Annotated in this window: 21 protein-coding genes; 5 read left to right on the forward strand and 16 right to left on the reverse strand. The window is 66.1% G+C overall.

Annotated elements, in window-relative coordinates; all coding sequences use genetic code 11:
* Positions 1 to 5 precede the first annotated feature (5 nt).
* Genes WFK61_RS02040 through WFK61_RS02055 form a run of 4 tightly spaced genes read right to left on the reverse strand, consistent with a single transcriptional unit; the run spans position 6 to position 3051 of the window.
* The gene (locus tag WFK61_RS02040) at positions 6 to 785 is read right to left on the reverse strand and encodes an ABC transporter ATP-binding protein (RefSeq protein WP_336809863.1); all 780 of its coding nucleotides are present in this window, start codon (positions 783 to 785) and stop codon (positions 6 to 8) included.
* Positions 782 to 1555, reverse strand: coding sequence for an ABC transporter permease (locus WFK61_RS02045; protein WP_336809864.1), 774 nt, complete (start codon positions 1553 to 1555; stop codon positions 782 to 784). Before WFK61_RS02045 ends, WFK61_RS02040 begins: the two co-directional genes overlap by 4 nt.
* Positions 1552 to 2067 (reverse strand): mismatch-specific DNA-glycosylase, encoded by a 516-nt coding sequence (locus tag WFK61_RS02050; RefSeq protein WP_336809865.1) that lies wholly within the window; start codon positions 2065 to 2067, stop codon positions 1552 to 1554. Before WFK61_RS02050 ends, WFK61_RS02045 begins: the two co-directional genes overlap by 4 nt.
* A 24-nt stretch (positions 2068 to 2091) precedes the next feature.
* Positions 2092 to 3051, reverse strand: coding sequence for an ABC transporter substrate-binding protein (locus WFK61_RS02055; RefSeq protein ID WP_336809866.1), 960 nt, complete (start codon positions 3049 to 3051; stop codon positions 2092 to 2094).
* Between the two features lie 241 nt (positions 3052 to 3292).
* On the opposite strand from WFK61_RS02055, the gene WFK61_RS02060 reads away from it, so the two are divergent.
* Positions 3293 to 4849 (forward strand): acetolactate synthase large subunit, encoded by a 1557-nt coding sequence (locus WFK61_RS02060; protein WP_336809867.1) that lies wholly within the window; start codon positions 3293 to 3295, stop codon positions 4847 to 4849.
* A 131-nt stretch (positions 4850 to 4980) separates the two neighbouring features.
* Here the strand turns inward: WFK61_RS02060 and WFK61_RS02065 are convergent, their stop codons facing one another.
* The 5 genes from WFK61_RS02065 to WFK61_RS02085 form a co-directional block, all read right to left on the reverse strand.
* Entirely contained in the window at positions 4981 to 6024 is a 1044-nt protein-coding gene (locus tag WFK61_RS02065; RefSeq protein ID WP_336809868.1) for a histone deacetylase family protein, read from the reverse strand.
* Positions 6025 to 6150: 126 nt separating this feature from the next.
* The gene (locus WFK61_RS02070; protein WP_336809869.1) at positions 6151 to 6747 is read right to left on the reverse strand and encodes a TetR/AcrR family transcriptional regulator; all 597 of its coding nucleotides are present in this window, start codon (positions 6745 to 6747) and stop codon (positions 6151 to 6153) included.
* Between the two features lie 159 nt (positions 6748 to 6906).
* Complete coding sequence (locus WFK61_RS02075; protein ID WP_336809870.1) at positions 6907 to 8085, reverse strand: acyl-CoA dehydrogenase family protein; 1179 nt, start codon at positions 8083 to 8085, stop codon at positions 6907 to 6909.
* A 99-nt stretch (positions 8086 to 8184) separates the two neighbouring features.
* The gene (locus tag WFK61_RS02080) at positions 8185 to 9318 is read right to left on the reverse strand and encodes a diguanylate cyclase domain-containing protein (protein ID WP_336809871.1); all 1134 of its coding nucleotides are present in this window, start codon (positions 9316 to 9318) and stop codon (positions 8185 to 8187) included.
* Between the two features lie 156 nt (positions 9319 to 9474).
* Positions 9475 to 9759, reverse strand: coding sequence for a hypothetical protein (locus WFK61_RS02085; RefSeq protein WP_336809872.1), 285 nt, complete (start codon positions 9757 to 9759; stop codon positions 9475 to 9477).
* 258 nt (positions 9760 to 10017) lie between these two features.
* Here WFK61_RS02085 and WFK61_RS02090 point away from each other — a divergent pair, with 258 nt between their 5' ends.
* The gene (locus WFK61_RS02090) at positions 10018 to 11196 is read left to right on the forward strand and encodes a hypothetical protein (RefSeq protein ID WP_336809873.1); all 1179 of its coding nucleotides are present in this window, start codon (positions 10018 to 10020) and stop codon (positions 11194 to 11196) included.
* Positions 11197 to 11328: 132 nt separating this feature from the next.
* Positions 11329 to 11646, forward strand: a complete 318-nt coding sequence (locus WFK61_RS02095; RefSeq protein ID WP_336809874.1) for a hypothetical protein — start codon at positions 11329 to 11331, stop codon at positions 11644 to 11646.
* Positions 11647 to 11652: 6 nt separating this feature from the next.
* Here the strand turns inward: WFK61_RS02095 and WFK61_RS02100 are convergent, their stop codons facing one another.
* The 6 genes from WFK61_RS02100 to WFK61_RS02125 form a co-directional block, all read right to left on the reverse strand.
* Positions 11653 to 12609 (reverse strand): succinylglutamate desuccinylase/aspartoacylase family protein, encoded by a 957-nt coding sequence (locus tag WFK61_RS02100; protein ID WP_336809875.1) that lies wholly within the window; start codon positions 12607 to 12609, stop codon positions 11653 to 11655.
* Positions 12610 to 12620: 11 nt separating this feature from the next.
* Positions 12621 to 13442 (reverse strand): ABC transporter permease, encoded by an 822-nt coding sequence (locus WFK61_RS02105; RefSeq protein WP_336809876.1) that lies wholly within the window; start codon positions 13440 to 13442, stop codon positions 12621 to 12623.
* Between the two features lie 9 nt (positions 13443 to 13451).
* Positions 13452 to 14387 (reverse strand): ABC transporter permease, encoded by a 936-nt coding sequence (locus tag WFK61_RS02110; protein WP_336809877.1) that lies wholly within the window; start codon positions 14385 to 14387, stop codon positions 13452 to 13454.
* 134 nt (positions 14388 to 14521) lie between these two features.
* Positions 14522 to 16111, reverse strand: coding sequence for an ABC transporter substrate-binding protein (locus tag WFK61_RS02115; protein WP_336810095.1), 1590 nt, complete (start codon positions 16109 to 16111; stop codon positions 14522 to 14524).
* A 212-nt stretch (positions 16112 to 16323) separates the two neighbouring features.
* Positions 16324 to 17946, reverse strand: a complete 1623-nt coding sequence (locus tag WFK61_RS02120) for an amidohydrolase (RefSeq protein WP_336809878.1) — start codon at positions 17944 to 17946, stop codon at positions 16324 to 16326.
* Between the two features lie 263 nt (positions 17947 to 18209).
* Positions 18210 to 19691, reverse strand: coding sequence for a M81 family metallopeptidase (locus WFK61_RS02125; protein WP_336809879.1), 1482 nt, complete (start codon positions 19689 to 19691; stop codon positions 18210 to 18212).
* 192 nt (positions 19692 to 19883) lie between these two features.
* Between WFK61_RS02125 and WFK61_RS02130 the strand changes: the two genes are divergently transcribed.
* A complete protein-coding gene (locus tag WFK61_RS02130; RefSeq protein WP_336809880.1) occupies positions 19884 to 20906 on the forward strand; it encodes a DNA topoisomerase IB in 1023 nt (340 codons plus the stop codon).
* 83 nt (positions 20907 to 20989) lie between these two features.
* Positions 20990 to 21196 (forward strand): hypothetical protein, encoded by a 207-nt coding sequence (locus WFK61_RS02135; RefSeq protein WP_336809881.1) that lies wholly within the window; start codon positions 20990 to 20992, stop codon positions 21194 to 21196.
* Positions 21197 to 21266: 70 nt separating this feature from the next.
* Here WFK61_RS02135 and hemC read toward each other — a convergent pair whose 3' ends face one another.
* Positions 21267 to 22205, reverse strand: coding sequence for a hydroxymethylbilane synthase (hemC, locus tag WFK61_RS02140; RefSeq protein ID WP_336809882.1), 939 nt, complete (start codon positions 22203 to 22205; stop codon positions 21267 to 21269).
* Positions 22206 to 22218: the final 13 nt, after the last annotated feature.

The following is a 22218-nucleotide window of genomic DNA, read 5'->3' on the forward strand; positions in this document are numbered from 1 at the left end:
GCCGGCTAGTGATCCGCCGCGATGACCTCGGCGCGGATCTCCTCGACCAGCCGCTCCTTCAGGGCGACGAATTCCGGCGTCGTCTTGATGGTGTAGGGCCGCGGATGAGGCAGATCGACCGGGATGTCCGCCTTGATCCGGCCCGGGCGCGCGCTCATCACAACGACGCGGGAGCCGACGAAGATCGCCTCCTCGATATCGTGGGTGACGAAGAGCACGGTCTTCTGCTCGCGCTCCCAGATGCCGAGCAGCATTTCCTGCATCAGCGCCCGGGTCTGATTGTCGAGCGCGCCGAAGGGCTCGTCGAGCAGCAGGATCTTGGGGTCGTTGGCGAGCGCGCGGGCAATGGCCGTGCGCTGCTGCATGCCGCCCGAAAGCTGCTTCGGGAAATGGCTGGTGAAGCTGCCCAGCCCGACGCGCACCGCCCAGTCGCGGGCGATCTTCATGCGCTCGGCCTCCGGCATACCTTTCTCGCGCAGGCCAAAGGCGATGTTCTGCTGCACCGTCAGCCAGGGGAAGAGCGTGTAGCTCTGGAAGACGAAGCCACGATCGGCACCCGGCCCCGCGACGGTTGCGCCATCCAACAGGACGCGGCCTTCGCTCGCGGTCTCCAGCCCGCCGATGATGCGCAGCAAGGTCGACTTGCCGCAGCCGGAGGGGCCGAGGATCGTGATGAAGTCATTGTCGGCGACAGTGAGCGAGGTCGGCATCAGGGCGCGGGTCGGCTCACCGCCGCGCTGCGCCGGAAAGACCTTGCCGACATTCTCGACGAGAAGCTTGCTCATGTGCGCGCCCATGGAAACAGGCGCTGGTTGACCGCCTTGAAGAGGAAATCGGAGACCAGGCCGATCAGGCCGATCACGATGATGCCGAAGATGATCTGTCCCGTGTTCAGCAGCGCCTGGCTGTCGGTGATCATATGGCCGATGCCGGAGGACGAGCCGATCAGCTCGGCGACGATGACATAGGTCCAGGCCCAGCCGAGGACGAGGCGGAAGATCTCGGCGATCTCGGGCGCCGCATTCGGCAGCATCACGCGGCGCACGACGGAGCTGTCGGTTGCACCCAGCGTATAGGCGGCATCGACGAGGTCGCGCCGGATCGAGCCGACCGAGACCGCGATCATCAGGATGAGCTGGAAGACCGAGCCGATGAAGATGACAAGCAGCTTCTGCGTCTCGCCGATGCCGGCCCAGAGGATCAGCAGCGGAATGAAGGCAGAGGCCGGCAGATAGCGCGCGAAGGAGACGAAAGGCTCCAGGAACGCCTCGATCGGCTTGTAGGCGCCCATCAGGATGCCGATCGGCAGGGCGACGATGACGGCGAGGATGAAGCCGCCGACGACGCGCCAGATCGTCATCATGATGTCGAAGCTGAAGCCGTAGCGCACCATCAGGTTGTAGCCCTCGCCGACCATGGTCAGCGGATCGGCCAGGAAGAGGCGCTGGACATAGCCGCCGAAGGTCGCGACCGACCAGAGCGCGACGAAGAGCGCGAAGAAGGCCAGGCCATAGCCGATGCGGGCCGAGGCCGAGACGGGTTGCAAAGGTCTCATCGCGTTGTCGTTCCGGTCACGGCCATGGCCAGTTGCTTCCAGGGTTCGATCGACCAGAAGCCGGCTGCGGCGCCGGAGGTCGAGGGGAGGACGTAGATGTCGGCATCGGCCAGTCCCTGCGCCTGCGGCCCGTAGGCAAGCCGCCCCTCATTGATCCCGAGGGCGGCCTGGGCCGCACGCTTGCCGTTGAAGGCAAGGATGCGGGGCCGGTTCGCAGCGATCCGCGCCGTGAAGCCGGCCACGTCGAAATGGCCGCCGCGCAGCGCGGAATCCGGTCCTGATGTGCGCTTGGCGACATCGGTCAGGCCGATGCGATAGCGCAGCAGGGTCCGGAACTCCTCCGGCTGGAGCCTCACCGGGACGAGCCCGATCTCATGAAGCACCGGCCAGAACTTGTTGCCCGGCCCGGCATAGTAGGCGCCGCGCCGGGCCGAGGCAGCGCCAGCCTGCGTGCCGCAGAAGACGACGCGCAGGCCGGGCTCCAGAACATCCGGGAGGATGTCGCCGATCACGCAGCGGCTGTTACTTGCCAGCGTTCACTTGCCGGCGACGAATTTCGTGTCGACCAGCGTGGCGAGATCGGGCTTGGCCTTGATCAGGCCGATCTCGAGCAACAGGTCGGCAGCCTTGGCCGAAAAGGCCTGCCAGTCGCCGGCGAAGAACGCCTTGTTGCCCTCGGCATCCGACCAGCGCAGGAATGCCGCCGACTTGCCGAACTGCTCGCCGGTCTGCTTCACGTCGGCGCCCATGATCTCATAGGCCTTGGCCTGGTCCTTCTTGATCATCTCCAGCGCCTCGAAATAGCTCTGGGTCAGCGCTGCCGCGGCCTTGTCGTTGACGAGGAAGGCCGGGGTGCAGCCGAAGGTGTCCATCACCATCGGATAGTCGAGGGTCGTGGCGATGATCTTGCCGGCATCGGGCTTGTCGCGGACGGAGGAGAGATAGGGCTCATAGGTCATGGCGGCGTCGTTCTGGCCAGCGATGAAAGCCTGCGCGGCCGGGCCGGGCTCCATGTTGACGACCTTGACGTCCTTCACCGAGAGGCCGTTCTCCTTGAGCATCCAGGCCAGCGCGAAATAGGGCGAGGTTCCGGGCGCGGAAGCCGCGACAGTCTTGCCCTTGAGGTCCTTGATCGCGGCGACATCCTTGCGCACGGCCATGCCGTCGGCGCCGTAGCTCTTGTCGAGCTGGAAGATCTGCTTCGTCTTGATGCCGGCCGCGTCCCAGACGATCCAGGTCTCGACGGTGGTCGCGGCGCACTGGATGTCGCCCGAGGCGATGGCGAGGTGGCGATCCTTCTGCGGGATTTTCTTGATGGTCACATCGAGGCCGTTCTTGGCGAAGATGCCGGCCTCCTTGGCGAGCACCAGCGGCGCGAAGCCGGTCCAGCCGGAAATGCCGATATTGACCTTGGTCTGCGCCTGGGCGCCCCCCGCTGCGAGACACGCTACGAGGCCGAAGCCGAGGGCCGCGCCGACGCGCTTGAAAACTGCCATGGTTGAAACCCTTCCCCTGTTTTTAGGCTGACGCCTCACCCAGACGCCTAAACGCCCTTCGTGCTGCGATGCAACCTTCGTTCCAGACAAGCCTAATTGCATATGCAAACACGTCAAGCGGCCGATCAGCGCCGCTTGGGAAAGTCATGACATTCTCTCGTTTGACAGGGCAGAGGGAATTTCCTCCTCTTCCGCCCGCCGGCGCGTAGACGCCCTTATTTCTTTGAGTCGAGGTTTCCCGATGAACGGCGCCGACCGCCTGTGCGACACGCTTCTGATCAACGGCGTCGATACCTGCTTCGCCAATCCCGGCACGTCCGAGATGCATTTCGTCGCGGCGCTCGACCGCAAGCCGGAGATGCGCTGCGTGCTCGGCCTGTTCGAGGGCGTGGTGACCGGTGCGGCCGACGGCTATGCCCGCATGGCCGACAAGCCGGCGGCGACGCTGCTGCATTGCGGCCCCGGCATGGCGAATGCGCTTGCCAACATGCACAACGCGCGGCGCGCCCGCACGCCGATGATCAACGTCGTCGGCGACCATGCGACCTACCATCTCCAGCATGACGCGCCGCTGACCAGCGATATCGAGAGCCTGGCCGAGCCGATGTCGCATTTCGTCCGCCGCATCGCGACGCCGGAGGATGTCGGCCCGGCGATCGGGGAAGCCTATGTCGCCTCGCTGACGCTGCCCGGCGTCACCACCGTGATCCTGCCGGCCGACTGCGCCTGGGGCAGCGTCGAACCCGCCACGCTGAAGCCGACGGAACTGCCGGCGCTGAAGAGCGTCGACGGCGCGACCATTCGCGAGGTCGCGGCCGGCCTGCGTAAGCACGGCGCCCGCGCCGCGATCATGCTGACCGGCCTCGCGCTCCGCGAGAAGCCGATGGAGATGGCCGCCCGTATCTGCGCGGCGACCGGCGCCCAGATCTTCAGCCAGATGTCGAACGGGCGCATCCAGCGCGGCGCCGGCCGCGTCGCCATGCCCAAGGTGTTCTACCCGATCGACAAGGCGCTCGAGCAGCTCAAGGACGTCGATTACCTCGTGCTCGTCGGCGCGCAGGTTCCGGTCGGCTTCTTCGCCTATCCCGGCAAGCCCGGCCGCCTGATCCATGATGGCTGCCAGGTCGCGACGCTGTCGATCCCCGGCGACGACCTGCCGGCTTCGATCACCGCCCTCGCCGAGGAGATGGGCGCGACCAAGACCGCCCCGCTCTACATCGCCCCGGCGCGCAAGGAGCAGCCCGGCCTGCCGACCGGCAAGCTCGACGCGGACAAGGCCTGCGCCATCGTCTCGGCCCTGCTGCCGGAGAACTGCATCGTCTGCGACGAGTCGGTCTCGTCCGGTCGCAGCTTCTACTACGACTGCCATAGCGCGCCGCAGCACGACTATATCCAGCTCACCGGCGGCGCGATCGGCGAAGGCATCCCGCTCGCCATCGGCGCGGCCGTCGCCTGCCCCGACCGCAAGGTCATCGGCATGCAGGCCGACGGCTCCGGCATGTACACGGTGCAGGGATTGTGGACGCAGGCGCGCGAGAACCTCGACATCGTCACCGTCGTCTTCGCCAACCGGACCTACCAGATCCTGCATGGCGAGATGCGCGCCGTCGGCGTCAACGATTTCGGCCGCAACGCCACGCTGATGCTGAACATTGACGAGCCGGCGCTGGATTGGGTGCTGATGGCCAAGGGCATGGGCGTCGAAGCGGCGCGCGCCACGACGGCCGAGGAGTTCACCAGCCTGTTCAAGGCGGCGCTCGGCCGCAAGGGGCCGTTCCTGATCGAAGCGGCGATCTGAGCGACATCGAGCAGCGCTGAAGAGCGTCATCCGGAAAAGGCGCCTTCTCGTTGCCCGGTCCCGTGTCTGCGCCGCAGCACTGACGTGCCGCAGCGCGCACGGGAAGACAGGTGCCCCGGAGAAGACAGGCGCTACTTGAACTCGCCCAGGAAGGCGTCGAGGCAGTCGCCGATCGCCTCGATGGCGTAACCACCCTCCTGCACCACGAGCGTCGGCAGGCCGAAGCCCTTCACCTGCCGGCCGATCGTGCCGAAGTCCGAAGCCTCCAGCTTCAGCACCCCGATCGGGTCGTCCTTGTGGGCGTCGTAGCCGAGCGCGATCACCACGACCTCGGCGCCGAAATCGCGGATCGCCTTGCCGGCCTCGGCGACGGCAGCCTCCATCGCGGCCCCGCCCGCACCATGCGCCAGCGGCAGGTTCAGGTTGAAGCCCTCGCCCGGGCCGTTGCCGCGCTCGTCGGCATAGCCGGTGAAGAACGGGTAGTAGTTGGTGGGATCGGCATGGACCGAAATCGTCAGCACGTCATTGCGGCGGTAGAAGATTTGCTGCGTGCCGTCGCCGTGATGGGCGTCGACGTCGAGGATCGCGACCTTGCCGAATTTCGAGCGCAGGCGCTGGGCCGCGATCGCCGTGTTGTTGAGATAGCAGAAGCCGGTGGCACGGTCGGCACGAGCATGGTGCCCGGACGGGCGGCAGAGCGAATAGACGGCGCGCTCGCCGGCCAGGATCGCATCCGCGGCTGAGACGGCAGTCTCGGACGAGCGCAGCGTCGAATGCCAGCAATGCTCGCCGATCGGCACCGAGAGATCGCCGAGATACCAGCCGAGCTGGCCGATGAAGCCGGTCGGACGGCAGGGCGGGCGGACATCCTCGTCCGGGCGTCCGCTCCAATAGGGGAAGGTGCTCGGCCAGACCTCCGGCCCGCGCTCGGCCGGCAGGTCCTGCCAGCGTGCCCAGGCGGTTTCGAGGAATTTGACGAAGCCGGCATCATGGATCGCCAGGACCGGGTCCGTGCCATGCGCCGCCGGCTTCTCCGGCGTGATGCCGTGCTTCCTGAGCGCACCGAGCAGGCGCTCCGTCCGCTCCGGCAGGTCCTTGGGAGCCACGACCTTGCCGAAGCGCATATATTGCTGGGGGTCGTGAAGGGCTTGGTCGGGGTGATAGAAGGCGCGCATCAGGCGAAGAATCCTCGTCAGATCGCGAGGCGACCGTCAGCCCCGCAAACGGATGCTAGCAACCGCCGCCGCGCCGGTCAGCCATGACGATGCCGCCCGCCCCTGCGTGGGAGGCGGGACTACCGCTCAATGCGGCGAAAGCAGCGCGACGAATTCGCGCGCCAGGGCGTCGATCGAATGGCGCTCCGGACGGTACCAATCGGTCGAGCCGTTGAGCGCGCCGAGCAGGAAGAGCCTGAGCACATCCGGCGAATTGCCGGCCGGCATGCCGCCCACCTCCTGCCATTCGGCGATCAGGCGCCGCCAGACATCCTCATAGGCGCGGCGCACGGCCCGCACGCTCTCCGGAACCGGCGCCGCACCGAAGGTGAAGACCTTGATGCTCGCGGAGGTGTAATCGCCATGGCCGTGCAGCGCCGAAAGATGCGCCCGGATCGCCGCTTCCAGCCGCACGCGCGGCGAGGCGCCCTCCTCCGCGGCCAGCGCCGCGACGACCGCCTCGTGGACGAAGCGCACGCCGTCATTGACGACGGCCTCGACGATCTCCTCCTTCGAACCGAAATGGTAGTAGAGGCTCGCCTTGCGGATACCGACGGCCTCGGCGATCTCGCGCAAGGTGGTCTGATGGTAGCCGCCGCCGCGCAGCAGCCGCGCGGCATGGTCGAGGATCTGGCGGCGCGAGCCGCCTTCGGCGGTTGGCCGCGTCGTTTGCGCTTCACTCATAGGGTGTCATCCCGTGCGCGCTGCAGCGTGAAACGCTGCTGCGCAGACACGGGACCGTCCTCCGGAAAAGGCGCCCTCTCGTCACGCGATCCCGTGTCTGCGTCGCGGCACTGCGCGCCGCAACGCGCACGGGATGACACTCTATGAGTGACGCTCCGATCACAGCCGCTTCGCCACTTCCTCGAGCATGACCTCGGTGGCGCCGCCGCCGATGGCCTGGACGCGAGCATCGCGGGTCATGCGCTCGATCGCGCTCTCGCGCATATAGCCCATGCCGCCATGGAACTGCAGGCAGTCGTACATGACTTCGTTGACCAGCTCGCCGCAATAGGCCTTGGCCATCGAGACCTCGCGGGTTGCGTCGAAGCCCTGCGCGTCGAGCCAGGCGGCGTGGTAGACGAGCTGGCGGCCGGCCTCGACCTTGCCAGCAAGCTCGGCCAGACGCTGGCGGATCGCCTGCTTCTCCCAGAGCGGCGCGCCGAAGGCCTTGCGCGTCCGGACATAGTCCAGCGTCAGGTCGATGGCGGCCTGCGCCTCGCCCATCGCCATGGCGCCGATCACGGTGCGCTCGTTCTGGAAATTGCTCATGATCGCGTAGAAGCCGCGCCCTTCCTGCCCGAGCAGGTTTTCGGCCGGCACCTTGCAGTCGACGAAGGAAAGTTCGGCGGTGTCCGAGGAGCGCCAGCCATGCTTGTCGAGCGCGCGCGAAACCGAGAAGCCGGGCGTGCCCTTCTCGACGACGAAGATCGAGACCGATTGCGAGGGCCGTCCTTGCGGGTCCGTCTTGGCGGCGACGCAATAGAGATCGGCATGGACGCCGTTGGTGATGAACATCTTGGCGCCGTTGAGGACGTAGTGATCGCCCTCGCGCCGCGCCGTGGTGCGAATGCCCTTCACGTCCGAGCCGGCATCGGGCTCGGTGACGGCGACCGCGACGATCTTTTCGCCAGCTATGATGCCCGGCAGGTACTTGTCCTTCTGGGCCGGGTTGCCGGCATTGGCGATATGGACCGAGGCCATGTCGGTATGGACCAGCGCCGTGATCGCGACGCCGGAGAAGGTCGAGCGGCCCAGCTCCTCGGCCAGCACGACGGTCGCCATCGTATCCATCTCGGAGCCGCCATATTCGGCGGGGTAGCGGATGCCGAAGAAGCCGAGTTCGCCCATCTTGCGCAGCACGTCGCGCGGGACGAAGCCGTCCTCCTCCCATTGCAGGGCATGCGGCTTGATCTCGGTCTCGACGAAGCGGCGAACCTGATCGCGCAGCGCCTCATGCTCCTCGGTGAAGTAGGGCGAGCGGTGCGCGCCTTCCGCGACAATCTTTCCGCCTGACGACATCGCCTTCTCCCGTCTTTGCGCAGCGCCATCGGCGAGCTACCTGCCGGACGGTAGGTGAATGGCTCGCCGAGATCAAGCTACCCGCAGTTCGCGGCGATGTCAGGCGACGTCGTCCCAGTGCGCGACCATGCTGCGGCCCTTGCCGGCGCGCTTGGCGCCGTAAAGCGCCTGGTCGGCAGCGCGCGTCAGCACCTCGGCCGTCCAGTGGCCGGCATCCTGCTCCGGCTTGACGGAGACGCCGACGCTGGCGCCGACCGTCACGAACTGCCCCATCAGCATGATCGGCGCCATGACGACCGACACCGCCCGGTCGGCAACCTCGGAAAGCGCGACCGCATCCTCGACGCCGCGCACGAGCAAGGCGAACTCGTCGCCGCCCAGCCGCGCCACGATGTCGCCCGGCCGGACGACGCCCTTCAGGCGCATCGCGATCTGCTTGAGCAGATCGTCGCCGGCCTGATGGCCATGGCGGTCGTTGACCAGCTTGAAGCCATCGAGATCGAGCAGCAGGAGCCCGAGCGCCTCGCCGCTTTCGCCGGTTTCATCGAGAACACGGTCCAGCCCCCGGCGGTTCAGCAGCCCGGTCAGCGGATCATGGCTCGCGGCGAAATCGAGTTCGCGCCGCACCATCAGCAACTCCTCGAACTGGCCGATGATATGGTCCGAGCTTTCGTAGATCGAATAGAGATAGACCAGCAGAAGCACGCTGAGCGCCTGATAGAGCGGGTCGCCGGAGGCCAGGAAGGCAACGACCAGCGTGCCGATCGCGATGGTCGAGAGTACGGCGCAGATCCAGTAGCGCAGCGTGCGCAGATAGGACCCGGCCGTCAGCGCCATGGTGAGCCCGAGGCTGAGCACGAAGCCGCCGGCATGGTCGGCGGCGGCAGCGGCCAGGGTCAACGCGGCGATGACGAGCGTGAAGGCGAAGGCGGTGTAGGCGTAGCCGGCTTCCCAGCGTCGCGCCTCCGCCAGGGTCAATTTGCGCGCGGGATCGCGCCGCTTGAAGCCGACGATATTGGCGATCCGCGCCACAGTCGTGACGACGCCGGCCCCGGTCAGCCACCAGAAGATCGTCTCGCCGGTCTGCACGGCCATGATGGCGGAGCCGACGATCAGCCCGGCCGCGATGCAGAGGATCTGAGGCAGAGCCGCGAAGAGACGCGAGATGATCTCGATCTCGATATCCGCGGGCAACTGCGCGGCGCGTTTGCGGGGCCTCATCAGCAGATGCATGGCGCATGGCTCTACGCGCGAGGCTCTAAGAACCCGTCAGCCCGATCCCCGGCATTTTACCGATCAGGCGCCGATGGCCATGCCCGTCATGAAAAAGCGGGGCCAGCAAGGCCAGCCCCGTTCCAAGTTGCAGATGGGGAGGTCGGTCGCTGGTCGTCAGTTGCAGCCGCAGCCGTGGCCGAGACCGCCGAGCAGGCCGCCGACGATGCCGTTCTTGCTGACGACCGCCTTCACCGGGGCGGCGATGCCGACCTTGTTGCCGTTGGCGATGCCGTTGCCGCTGAGGACGCTGACATTGTTGAGCGCATTGATCTTGACGCCCGACACCGCCGTCGTCACCGGGACGACGATGCCGCCGAGAAGAGAGCCACCGCGCCCGCCGGCCATGGCCGGGGAAACGGCGAAAGCTGCAACCGTAGCGAGAATAATCGCGTATTTCATCTTGCTTCTCCCTGTCTTCGCCTCCGGGCCGGAAGCGATAAAACACGTATAAGTTGCAACAACCAACATAAACAACCTTATCCAAACATTAACCATACCGAGTAAAGTTAATCGACAACTTGAAGTATATTTTCAATTCAACTCCGAATTCATTCTCATTTAGCCCAATATAAACTTTAATCTAAACTCGCCAATTCTTGCGTAATTCGTAATTTATTAACCACGATAATCCATGATCTCACAAGCATTGGTGGGACCATGGCGATATCGGCACGCATCATCACCCTGTTGATCATCACCCTTCATGCTCCCCTGGCTTTCGCGACAGAGAAAGCCCCCGAGGAAAAGGAGAGTTCGGTCGCCGTCATCGGGCTTCGGGGCGGCTTCGACAGCAATCCGGCGGGCATTCAGGGCGCGAACGGCACGCCGGCCGTCACAAGCTTTGCAACCTGGGATTATCTTCACGGCACGTTGCAGGACGGCTACGGCCTCAACCTGTCTCTGGTCGAGACGCATTACGATCCGCGCACGCTCGCCTCGGCCCGCGCCCATTCGCTGGCGCTCAAGCACGCCATCAGCCTCGGCGATTCAACCGTGCTGCAATCCTCGGTCACGGCGAGCGGGGAGCAGAGCTGGTCGCGCCGGAAGAGCAGCCTGACCTGGCGCGAGCGCCTCGATCATGGCATCGGCCCGTTCCGCCTCTTCGCCAGCGGGGAGGCGCGCATCAGCGCGCTGAACGAGCGCAACGTCTTCAATCTCGGCGATTTCCTGCCGCGCGACGAGAATTTCGGCACGCTCGGGCTGACGACGGGCGCGGCCTGGCGCTCGGGCGAGACCGAGATCGGGCTCTCCTTCAGCGCCTCGCGCGTCCATTATATCGAGGGCGTCGACTATCTCGGCTTCCGGCGCGACCATAACCGGCTGCAACCGAACCTGTTCTTCTCGACGGTGCTGGGCAGCGCCGCGATCGAGGGTTCGCTCTCGCCGTTCCGGGCCTATTTCCCGGAGAAGGAATTCGATGCGGTCGAGAGCCTGCTCTACACCGCGAAGCTGCGTGTGCCTTATGAGCGCTTCACGCTCGATCTCGGCTCGACCCGCACGGTGGAGGACACCACCCTGCCCTTCTCCGTCATCAACCTGACGACGGCGCATGAGGCGAAGCTGACCGCCCGGATCGACGACGACAATGCCGTGAGCGTCTCCGCCCGGCGCAAGACCGAGGACTATGTCGGGCTCGACGCCCGCTCGGACCAGAAGGGCATCGGCATCGACTACCAGCGCGGATTGGGCAAGGGCTTCACCGCCACCGCCTCCGGCGCCTGGCGCAAGACCAAGGAGACCGGGCTCACGCCGGTGACCTCGTTCAGCGTCATGCTCGGCCTGCAGAAGCAGATCGACCTCAGCCGCGTCAGTAAGCCGGACAAGAGCGGCGGGTAGCGTCCGGCCTCGCGGCCCCCTTGTCATTGCCGCGCCTCAAGACGGCCTCAGCATCCATTCATCATGAGTCCGCTAGGAGACGGCGAATCCCAGCCGGCCCGCTTGCCAGCGCCGATCTCGAAAGGAACGACCATGCTGCGCCGCCAGCTCACGGTTTCGGCTCTCGCCTGCGCCGTCCTGCTCAGCGCCCTGCCGGCTCAGGCCCAGTATTACGGCGGCCCCTATCGCGGCGCGCCATCCTATGAAGATGACGACGACGATGATCGTCCGTCCCCGCCGCGCTATTACCGCCGCGACTATGGCTATGAACGCCCGTATTACCGGCAGCCGCGCTACGGCAATATCTGCGTCACCGGCCGTGGCGATTGCCCGACGCCGCCGCTGCCCTTCGGGGCGGGCTGCGGCTGCAACATCCCGGGTTTCGGGACCAAGCGCGGCATCGTGCAGTAGCCGCCCTCAGTACCGGCGGGTGCTCTCCGTCCCGAGATAGCAGATGCCCTCGCCGGGCTTGGCCTTGGGATTGGGGAAGATGATGAAGCCGTCGCGCGGCATCGCCACCACCGTGCCGTCGGCGCGGCGGGCGATCGGCGTGCCCCTGGCGACGCGGTCGCCGGTCTTCCAATTGCCCTCGACGCGGTCGCCCTCAGCCTCGCAGATGACGAGATCGTCCATATGGACGACGACGCGCTTCTCCGCGGCCGGCAGGGCCTCGTCGGTCAGGCCGAGATGGGCGAGCACGTTGCGGATCGCCTTGTAGCCGACATCGACGGAAGCCGGGTCCTCGTGACGGCCGCATTCCAGCGTCACGCCATAGCCGCCGGCGAAGCGCATGAACTCCGTCGTGCCGAAGCCTTCGGTGACGGCGAGCCGCGGCAGGTTCAGACGCTCGCGCGCCGCGATCAGGCGCACATAGATATCGAGCCAGCCATGGATCATCAGGTCGACGCCGAGGCTGGCGGCGAAGGCGGCTTCCGCCGCGCCGTGGCGGAAGGGTTCGAGCGTGCCGCGATTGTCGTCCGGCCCGAAGAAGACGAAGGGCACGCCCTCCCCGGTGAAGGAATGGACGTCGAGCAGCATGTCGTGCTGGCGCAGGATGGCGGAAAGGCGGTTGCCGAGCCTGTCCTCGTTATCGACAGGCTGCGGCCGCTCGCGCAGGTCGCGGTTGAGGTTGCGGTCGCCCTCGCGGGTGTTCTGCCGGTAAGCCTTGGGATTGGCGACCGGCAGGAAGGTGACCTCGCCGCGCTGGACCGAAACACGGCCGGCCCGGCAATCCTCGATCACGCGGGCAATGGCGTTCGGCCCGCACGTCTCGTTGCCGTGGACGGCACCGAAGACGAGGAGCTTCGGCCCCGCCTTCAGTCCGTGGAAGCGAATGGTCTCAAGCGGCGGGTCGATCAGGTCTGGCGTGGTCATAGGCTCTGGTATCAGGCTTTGCGTAGCTGCGAGTGGGGATCGAGGATATCGCGCAGGCCGTCACCGAGCAGGTTGAGGCCGAGCACGGTCATGAAGATGGCGAGACCCGGAAAAACGGAGATCCAGGGCGCCGTGGTGATCTGGTCGCGCGCATCGGAGAGCATCGAGCCCCAGCTCGGGAAGGGCGGGCGGATGCCGAGCCCCAGGAAGGAGAGCGCCGCCTCCGCCAGCACGGCGCCGCCCATGCCGAGCGTGCCGATGACGATGATCGGGCCGGCGATGTTCGGCAGGATCTGCAGCAGCATGATGCGCAGATTGCTGGAGCCGAAAGAGCGCGCCGCCTCGACATAGCCCTGCTGCTTGATCGACAGCGTCGCCGCCCGCGACAGCCGGCAGGTATAGGACCAGTTGGTCAGGCCGAGCGCGATCAGCAGGCTGGTCAGGCCCGGCTGGAGGATCGCCATGATCGCGAGTGCGAAGATCAGCGAGGGGATCGACAGCATGAGATTGGTCAGGCCGTTGACGAAATCGTCCCACCAGCCGCCGAAGTAACCCGCCGACATACCCAGCGCCACGCCGATCACCGTGTTGATCAACTGCGAGACGATGCCGACCGTCAGCGAGATGCGCGCGCCGTAGAGCACGCGGCTGTAGATGTCGCGGCCCTGCGCATCGGTGCCGAACCAGAATTCGGAGCCGGGCGGAACCTCGGCATTCATCAGGTTGGCGTCCATGACGGGGTCGGTATGCGCCAACCAGGGCGCCAGCGTCCCGCCGATCACGACGGCGGCGAAAAGCACGCCGCCAATCCACAGATTAGCCCGGAATTTCATGCCCCGCCCCTAGGTATATTTGATGCGCGGATCGATCAGAGCGCAGAGCACGTCCACGATGATGTTCACGACGAGAAAGAAGAGCACGAGCAGCAGGATGCAGGCCTGGACGACAGGGATGTCGCGCAGCGACACACTGTCGACCAGGAGCGAACCGATGCCCGGCCAGGCGAAGAGCTTCTCGATCACCACCGCGCCGCCCATGATCGAGCCGAACTGCAGGCCGAGCGTCGTCAGCACGATGACCATGGCGTTGCGCGCCACATGCCAGCGCATCACCCGGACCTCGCTGTTGCCCTTGGCGCGGGCGGTGCGGACGAAATCGGCATTCATGACCTCGAGCACGGCGGCCCGCGTCGTACGGGCGAGCAGCGCCAGCGGCGCCACGCCAAGCGCGACCGCCGGCAGCACGATGTAACGTGGATTGCCGTCGCCATAGCCGAAGCTCGGGAACCAGCCGAGCGTGAGCGCGAAAGCGTACATCAGCATCAGCCCGAGCCAGAACTGCGGCAGGGACAAGCCGGACACAGCGACGAACATCGACTGCATGTCGAGCCAGCCACCCGGTTTCAACGCCGCCAGGAAACCAAGCGGAACCCCCAGGACGATGGCGAAGGCCATTGCGGCAACGGCAAGCTGGAGACTGGGCCAGATGCGCTCCAGCAGGGAGTTGATCACCGGCTGACGGGTGCGGAACGAGGTGCCGAGATCGAACGTCGCAAGCTTCATCGCATAGTTCGCGAAGCGCACATGGACGGGATCGTCGAGGCCGAACTGCTTGTTCATGCGCGCGACCTGCTCGGCATCGACGACCGAACGGCCATCCGCCATCTGGGTCGAGGCGAAATCGCCGGGAATGACGCTGAACATCACGAAGATGAGCCCCGCGACGGCAAGCAGGATCGGAATGGCCTGCAGCAGACGGCGGATGACATAGGGCAGCATGGTGAACTCCTGATCGCCGCCGCATGGCGGACTCAGGTCTAGGACCGGAAGTCCCCGTCACCCCGGATGGACGGCGTAGCCGGCCGACCCGGGGGCGGAGATTCCTGATCTGGCGGGAACCTCTGCGGAGGCGCTTACTTCGCCGCGGGCGAAGAAGCGTCGACCCAGAGATCCTCGTAACGCTGGAGCGCGAGCTCGGTCGCGTTTGCCTGGAGGCCGTGCAGCCAGGGCTGATAGGCCAGCACCGCCTTGTTGTAGTTGAAGAACCAGACCGGAGCCTCTTCCTGCAGCAGCGCGTTGGCCTTCTTCATGAGCTCGACCTTCTTGCCGGCGTCCCTCTCGGCCGCGGCCTCTTCGAACAACTTGTCAAAAGCGGCGCTCTTGAAAGTGGTGTAATTGCAGGACGAGCGCGGCGTCGCCGAATGGAAGCACTTCAGCGCGGTCAACGGATCGGGCCCCGAGGTGTTCGACCAGATGTAGGCCTGGAAGTCGCCCTTCGCGACGACACCACCGAGCGCCGAGGTCTCGACCGGCTTGACCTTCACCTTGATGCCGACCTTGGCGAGCATGGGAATCGTCGCCTCGACGATCGGAATGCCCCAGCTCTCGTTCGGCGTCGCCGTCCATTCGAACTCGAAGCCGTCGGGATAGCCGGCCTCAGCCAGCAGCTTCTTGGCCTTCTCCGGATCGAAGGCATAAGGCTTGGCGTCCTTGTCGAAGGCCGGGACCGAGCTCGGCAGCCAGCTCACCGCGCGATAGGCCTTGTCACGAACGAGGCGCTTGATGATCAGCTCGCTGTCGATGGCGTGGTTGATCGCCTGACGGACGCGCTTGTCGGAGAAGGGCTTGAACTCCGGGTTCATGCCCATGTTGCGGGTAAAGACCTCCGCGACCTCCAGGATGCCCTTCTTGAGGTTCGGATCGGCCTGATAGGCTACATACTGGGTCGAGCCCAGGATCGAGACGTCGATCTCCTTGTTGCGGAAGGCGACGTCACGCGCGGCCGCCTCGCCCATCGGCGAGATCACCAGCTTGTCGGCATAGGGCTTGCCGGGCTTGTAGTATTTCTCCCAGCGCTCGAAGACCATGCGCGAGCCGGGAACGTGCTCGACGAACTTGAACGGGCCGAGGCCGATCGGCTTGTTGAAGAAGTCCGGCGCCTGCGCTTCCTTGGCCGGCATGATCGCCGTGGTGGCGGCGTAGAACAGGAAGCTGGGATCGGCCGGATCGGTCAGCGTCATCTCGATGGTGAAGTCATCGATCTTCTTGAGGCCGGAAATCTCCTTGGCCTCGCCCTTGCGAACGGCCTCAGCGCCCTTGATGCGCACGACGCGGCTTGCACCCGGATAGTTCTTGGAGCCGTCGACGAGGCGATGGAACGACCAGATCACGTCGTCGGCCGTCATCTTGCGGCCGTTATGGAAGAAGGCGTCGTCACGCAGTTTCAGCGTATGCGTCAGCCCGTCCGCCGAGGTGGTCATGCTCTTGACGAGCTCGGGCTCGGGTTTGCCGGCCTTCGAATCCCAGCGGAACAGCATGCTGTGCAGCGCATAGCCGTAAATCTCGTCCTGGATCTGGTTCGAGACATGGCTGTCATTGCTGACGAAGGACGCGCCATAAGGGGCCGTGAAGCGGATCGTTCCGCCCCGGCGCGGCTCCTGAGCCTGTGCCGATACCGTAAAGGCCGCCAGCGTCAACGCGGTGGCAAACGCAAATTTCTTCAACAACACGATCATTCCTCCCGTTTATCCGCTCCGGCTGATCCGGAGTTGTTTGCTTTCAAGTGGAACCATAACGGCTTTGCCGCGCTTGTCTTCCCCCGCACGGTCAAATTCCCCGAACAGCGCCGCGTTTCACGGTCCTGCGAAGCTATTCGGGGATCCTTTTCGCATTTTCTTCGTACGAAAAGGCCTTTTTCGCTCGAAGATGCGCCAGATCAAGCACCTCGCTCGAAGACGACCTCGCCGCCAAGAATGGTGAGGTCGCAGCGCGTGTCCTTCAGGATATCGGCCGGCGCGGCGCTCAGCAGATCGCGCGAGAATACCGCGACATCGGCCAGCAAGCCCGGCGCGAGGCGGCCCTTCACGTTCTCCTGCTTCTGCGAGAAGGCGCCGAACTCGGTATAGGCCTGCAGCGCCTCCTCGATCGAGACGCGCTGGGCCGCATCCATCACCGTGCCCTTCCAGGTCTCGCGGGTCAGCATGGTGTGGAAATTCGGGAAGGGATTGGGGTCGCAGACCGGCGCGTCGCTGCCCGTCGCCGGCTTCAGGCCGAGATCGAACCAGGTGCGGAACGGATAGCTCGGCATCGCCCGCTCGGGGCCGAGCACCTTCACATAGGCATCGCCGAAATCATGGATGAAGACCTGCTGCGGGCAGGGGTAGATGCCGGCCTTGACCATGCGCTCGTGCTGGGCCGGGGTCGAGAAGCCGCAATGCTCGATGCGGTGGCGGCGATCCGGGTCGGGATAGGCGGCGAGCGCCTTCTCATAGGCCGTGATCAATTGCTCGATCGCGGCGTCGCCGATGGCATGGCAGACGAGCTGGTAGCCCTTCTTGTGGGCGTCGAGCACCATGCGCTCGAGCTCGGCATCCTCCCACATCCAGACGCCGGTGGTCTTGTCCTCGCCGAGATAGGGCTCGGTCATCCAGGCGGTGCGGCCGCCGGCCGAGCCGTCGAGGAAGAGCTTGACGCCGCCGATCATCAGCATCTCGTCGCCCGTGCCGGAGATCAGGCCAGCGGCGTAGCACTCCGGCACGATCGAGCGGCCATCGTCGCCGAGCAGCGTCAGCCAGGTGCGGACCGGCAGGCGCCCGTCGCGCTTGGCGCGGTGATAGGCCGCGATCTCGCGGAAGCCGCCCTTCTGGCCGACGGCGGCGTCCATGCAGCTGGTGATGCCGAGCGAGAGCAGATACTGCCCGCCGCGCTCGATGCCGGCGATGATGTCCTCCTCGGTCGCGGCCGGGATCGCAGCTTGGACCGGAGCGCGGGCGTTCTCGGCGAGCAGGCCAGTGAGGCGGCCGTTCTGCTGCTCGATCAGGCCGCCCTGTGGCGTCGGGGACGTCTCGTCGATGCCGCCGAGGCGCAGCGCCTCCGAGTTGCAGATCGCGATATGGCCGCAGGCGCGCACCAGCATCACCGGATTGTTCGGCGCCGCGCGGTCGAGCTCCTCGCGATAGGGATGGCGGCCGGTGTCGAGCTTGGTCTGGTCGTAGCCGCGCGAGAGAATCCATTCGCCGGGCTTCGACTGTGCGGCGCGGGCCGAGATCGCGCCGAGCAGAGCCTCCAGCGTCGGCGCGCTCTCCGGCTTGGAATCGACCCAGCCCATGGTCATGCCAAGCGAGACCAGATGCAGATGGGAATCGTTCAGGCCCGGCGTCGCGAGCCGGCCCTTGAGATCGATGACTCGGGTCTTCGGCCCGATCAGCGGCTTGATCTCGGCATCGCTGCCGGCGGCCAGCACCTTGTCGCGGAAGATCGCCAGCGCCTCGACGACGCCCTCCTCGCGCCCGCACCAGATCGGCCCGTTGCGCAAAACGATATCGGCCTGAACCACCATGGGTCTTCTCCTGCCTGTACTGTCTTCGCCGGCCCCCTGCGGCCGGTTCTCAGACGAGGTCGGTCGCCCGGCTCAAAGGCCGGCGCAACGCGTTGATTTCATACCGCCCGGCCGCGTCCCATCCGCGATGTTCCCCGCGAAAGACGATATGCTGCGCTCTGACACCCTGCGCGACCAAGCGGGCCAAATTCCTTCGCAGATCGGGCCAATTCTCGCCGCGCGAGGACGGTGCGGGGTGGAATTATCGGTCGGCACCCCACCCCTCAGATATCGTCGAGCGGGAAGATCGGGCGGCGGACCTTCTTGTAGGGCCGCTCCTTGAAATTGCGGGTCGAGAGCGCGCCGGTATCGACCTCCAGCACCTCGCGCGCGATCGGCTCGAAGGCGGCGCGGAAATGCTGCATCGACTTGACGATCACCGTCGACTTGCGGGTCGGATCGACCCCGAGCGAGGTGAACTGCGCGAGGTCGGTCGCCTGGCCGTTATGGGTGATCACGATGATCTCGACATCGTCGACACGCAGCAGGGCGGAGAGCCCGTAATTGCGCCAGACGCCGCCGGCCATCGGGCCATGGCAGAGGAAATAGCCGTCGGTGATGGCTACGACATGGGCGTCGAGATCGAGCGGCCCGCCGCCCATGGTCGGATCGACCTTGCCGCCGAGCCTGATCCGCCCGCGCTTGCCGACGCCGATCGCCTGTGCGGCCAGAACGGCCTCGGGGTCGTTGATCGCGTGGAAGCCGACATTCTTCAGCCCGGCATCGAGCACGGCGCGCAGCAGGTTGGTGGCGTCGCCATAGGCGCCGGAGCCCGGATTGTCGGAATAGTCCGAGATCACGACGGGCTTGTAGCCGGGTTTGCCCGTATCGGCCTCGCCGGCCTTGGCGCGGGCCATCGCTTCGGCCAGCGGCGTGAAATGGATCGAGGAGAAGCGGCGCTGCTCCCAGGCATAGTCCATCAGCTCCTCGGCGATGGCCTGCGCCTTGCCGCGATCATCCGCCGTGACCGCGATCGAAGGGCCGATATCGTGGACGTCGGCCGAGGAGAAGCCGGCCTGGACGCTGACGACGAGCGCGTCGCCGGAGGCTTCAAGCACATCGCCACGGCGCAGCAATTCAAGGAAGGGCGGCGAGGTCGTGCGCCCGCCATCGAGCGCATAGAGGATCGGGCGGCGGGCGAGCGCGACCTTGGGCCTGATCTCGCCCTTGATAGCGCGCTGCAGCAATTCGGCCGCCTGCCAGGTCCGTTCGTACTGATCGATATGCGGATAGGTGCGATACGAGATCAGCGCATTGGCGTTGTCGGCCATGAGCTGCGTGACCGTGGCATGCAGGTCGAGCACCGCGACGACAGGCACGTCCGGGCCGATGCGCTTGCGCAGCCGGGCCAGCAACTCGCCCTCGCCGTCATCCGAGCTTTCGGTCGACATCGCGCCGTGGAGATGCAGCAGCACGCCATCGACGCCGGACGCGGCATCGACGATCTGGCCGGCGAAGAGGTCGAAGGCGGCATCGGTGACGCGGCCGGAGGGGTTGGCCCCGGTCACCAGCGGATGGACGAGGCTCCAGGCAAACTTGTCGGCCGCCTCGAAAGCCGCCCCCATCGAGGTGCGCGTGCCACGGAAGGCGCCGGGTATCTCGTTGTCGCGGAAGGCGCCATGCGCCCGGAACGTGGCCTCGTCCGTGAGCTGAACACTGAAGGTGTTCGTCTCATGCATGAACTCGGCGATCAAAACGCGCGGCACCGTCATCTCCCCAAACATATCGTTCAATTTTTTTGACAGTCTTGGCGGGGCGCCCACGTTCTGGCCACTGATTTTCGCGCATGCATCCCCAGAAACCTGCGCGCTTGTCGAATTGTGGTGAATATGCTCGACTGCGCGGAACCAACTGGACGATGGCGCCGTTTTCGCAGCGGAACTCTGCGAGCACCGTCCATGCCGGTTTCCCCGCACGCTGAATGCCCTGCCGCCGCGACCCGATTGCGGCGCGTTTCGTCCGACGAACTCACGATCCGCCGCGTCCGCCACGGCCGCTCATTCGGCTATCGCGATGCCGATGGCGGCAAGGTCACCGACGAGGAGACGCTGGCGCGCATCCGCTCGCTGGCCATCCCGCCGGCCTATGCGGATGTCCGCATCGCCAGCGATCCGCGCGCCCATCTGCAGGCCATCGGCCATGACGAGGCCGGCCGCGTTCAGCATCGCTACCATCCGGATTGGGAGAAGGTGCGCGAGCGACGCAAGCTCAAGCGGCTCGGCCGCCTGATCGAGGCCCTGCCGAAATTGCGGACCCGCATCGCGACGGACATCAAGGCGCGGACGCTGTCGCGCGACAAGGCGCTGGCCTGCGCCGCCGCGATCATCGACCGCGGCCACCTGCGCGTCGGCAACGAGGCCTATGCCAGGGAAAATGGCAGCCACGGCACCTCGACGCTGCTCAAGCGCCACGCCACGCTGACCGGCACGCGGGTCTCGCTGCATTTCCGCGGCAAAAGCGGCAAGGAGATTTCCTGCGCGATCGACGATGCGTCGCTCGCCCGGGCGATTGCCCGGATCACCACCCTGCCCGGCCGGCGCCTGCTGCAACACAAGAGCGAAGACGGCTCCATCGCGCCGATCCACGCGGCCGAGATCAACGCCTATCTCAAGCAGGCCTGCGGGTTGCCGATCAGCAGCAAGGACCTGCGCATGCTGGCCGCCAATGCTGCCGCTGCGGAGCTGCTTCTCGCCGGTGAGGCGGTGGCGAGCGAGGCCGGGCGCAAGCGCCAGCTTGCCGACATCATGCGCTCGATCTCGGAGAAACTGGTCAATACACCGGCCGTCGTCCGCAAGAGCTATGTCCACGCGATCGTCATCGACGCCTATGCCAGCGGCCGCTTGCAGAAGACCTATGCGAAGGCGCGCGCCAAACCCGGCTGCTCGCGCATCGAGCGCACGCTCGGGCTGCTGGCGTCCTGAGGAAAAAAGCGGGAGCTGCCGGCGGAACCGGGAGGCCCGATTCGACGTTCCGTGGCCGCTGGATCGTCGCGGCGGAGGCGGAGATGGACGAAGAGCGGATCACGCGGATCGCGCGAGCGATGTGTCGGGCGGCACGGCTCGACCCCGACAAGCCGGCCGGCAATGCCGGCCCCTATACGATGTCGATGCGCGAGCCCGGCTACGAAACGCCGCAGCCCGCCTGGATGCTGTTCCGCCGGGAAGCGACATTGTTCGCCTCGCGCCATCGCGAGGCCGCCGTCCGGCTCTGAGCTTTGGCCGAACCGGCCACCGAAGGCCCGGCTCTCCCCGAGCAGGCCGGACGCGCCCGGTTTGCGGCGGCTAGATCGACTTGAAGCTCGGATAATGGCCGCGATAGCTCTTTTCGAGGATCGCGACGCCGCCCTTTTCCTTCAGGATCTGCGCGACCGAGAGACCGAGCTCTCGGGCCTGCTCCGGCGCCGCACTCTGCTCCGCGACGACACGCTCCGTGCCCTCGATCGAAGTCACCTGCGCATGCAGCGTCAGACGGCCATCCTGCCATGTCGCGCAGGCGCCGACCGGCAGGCTGCATCCGGCCCCGAGCGCATGCATCATCTCGCGCTCGGCCTCGGCCTCGGCACGGGCCTTCGGGCATTCGATCGCCTTCAGAACCTCGATCACTGCCGTATCCTCGGCGCGGGCTTCGAGCCCGAGCGCGCCCTGCCCGACCGCATAGGGGAACAGGCTGGGGGAGAGCACTTCCGACGAGGCATCATCCATGCCGAGGCGGCGCAGGCCGGCATGGGCGAGGATGACCGCATCGAGCGCATCCTCCCCGCCGATCTTGGCGAGGCGCGGGCCGACATTGCCGCGGATCGGGACGACGGTGACGTCCGGCCTTAGATTCAGGATCTGGGCGCGACGGCGCAGCGAGCCCGTGCCGACGCGCGCGCCCTGGCGCAGCGAGGTCATGGTCGCGCCGCAGAGCGCATCGCGCGGGTCCTCGCGCGGCGGCACCGAAGCCAGGACGAGCCCTTCATGCAAGGTCGTCGGCAGGTCCTTCAGCGAATGGACGACGAAATCGACCTCGCGCTTCACCAGCTGCTGCTCGTGCTCGACGGCAAAGACGCCGACCATGCCGAACTGGTGGAATTCGGAGACGCGGTCGCGATCGGCGATGGTGGCGATCTGGCAGAGGGTGAATTCCGCCTGCGGAAACTTCTCCCGGATCAGCCCCATGACGTGGTTGGTCTGGGCCATCGCCAGCGGGCTGCGGCGCGTGCCGATCCTCAGATGCATGATCTCGAAACTT

The sequence above is a fragment of the Allobosea sp. MMO-172 genome (assembly GCF_037147855.1).
Lineage (GTDB): Bacteria > Pseudomonadota > Alphaproteobacteria > Rhizobiales > Beijerinckiaceae > Allobosea.

Bases quoted from the DNA above. Each gene is read 5' to 3' on its own strand.
- WFK61_RS02040 (WP_336809863.1), bottom strand. From the start codon at position 785: ATGAGCAAGCTTCTCGTCGAGAATGTCGGCAAGGTCTTTCCGGCGCAG.
- WFK61_RS02045 (WP_336809864.1), bottom strand. From the start codon at position 1,555: ATGAGACCTTTGCAACCCGTCTCGGCCTCGGCCCGCATCGGCTATGGC.
- WFK61_RS02055 (WP_336809866.1), bottom strand. From the start codon at position 3,051: ATGGCAGTTTTCAAGCGCGTCGGCGCGGCCCTCGGCTTCGGCCTCGTA.
- WFK61_RS02060 (WP_336809867.1), top strand. From the start codon at position 3,293: ATGAACGGCGCCGACCGCCTGTGCGACACGCTTCTGATCAACGGCGTC.
- WFK61_RS02065 (WP_336809868.1), bottom strand. From the start codon at position 6,024: ATGCGCGCCTTCTATCACCCCGACCAAGCCCTTCACGACCCCCAGCAA.
- WFK61_RS02070 (WP_336809869.1), bottom strand. From the start codon at position 6,747: ATGAGTGAAGCGCAAACGACGCGGCCAACCGCCGAAGGCGGCTCGCGC.
- WFK61_RS02075 (WP_336809870.1), bottom strand. From the start codon at position 8,085: ATGTCGTCAGGCGGAAAGATTGTCGCGGAAGGCGCGCACCGCTCGCCC.
- WFK61_RS02080 (WP_336809871.1), bottom strand. From the start codon at position 9,318: ATGCATCTGCTGATGAGGCCCCGCAAACGCGCCGCGCAGTTGCCCGCG.
- WFK61_RS02085 (WP_336809872.1), bottom strand. From the start codon at position 9,759: ATGAAATACGCGATTATTCTCGCTACGGTTGCAGCTTTCGCCGTTTCC.
- WFK61_RS02090 (WP_336809873.1), top strand. From the start codon at position 10,018: ATGGCGATATCGGCACGCATCATCACCCTGTTGATCATCACCCTTCAT.
- WFK61_RS02095 (WP_336809874.1), top strand. From the start codon at position 11,329: ATGCTGCGCCGCCAGCTCACGGTTTCGGCTCTCGCCTGCGCCGTCCTG.
- WFK61_RS02100 (WP_336809875.1), bottom strand. From the start codon at position 12,609: ATGACCACGCCAGACCTGATCGACCCGCCGCTTGAGACCATTCGCTTC.
- WFK61_RS02105 (WP_336809876.1), bottom strand. From the start codon at position 13,442: ATGAAATTCCGGGCTAATCTGTGGATTGGCGGCGTGCTTTTCGCCGCC.
- WFK61_RS02110 (WP_336809877.1), bottom strand. From the start codon at position 14,387: ATGCTGCCCTATGTCATCCGCCGTCTGCTGCAGGCCATTCCGATCCTG.
- WFK61_RS02120 (WP_336809878.1), bottom strand. From the start codon at position 17,946: ATGGTGGTTCAGGCCGATATCGTTTTGCGCAACGGGCCGATCTGGTGC.
- WFK61_RS02130 (WP_336809880.1), top strand. From the start codon at position 19,884: ATGCCGGTTTCCCCGCACGCTGAATGCCCTGCCGCCGCGACCCGATTG.
- WFK61_RS02135 (WP_336809881.1), top strand. From the start codon at position 20,990: ATGGACGAAGAGCGGATCACGCGGATCGCGCGAGCGATGTGTCGGGCG.
- hemC (WP_336809882.1), bottom strand. From the start codon at position 22,205: ATGCATCTGAGGATCGGCACGCGCCGCAGCCCGCTGGCGATGGCCCAG.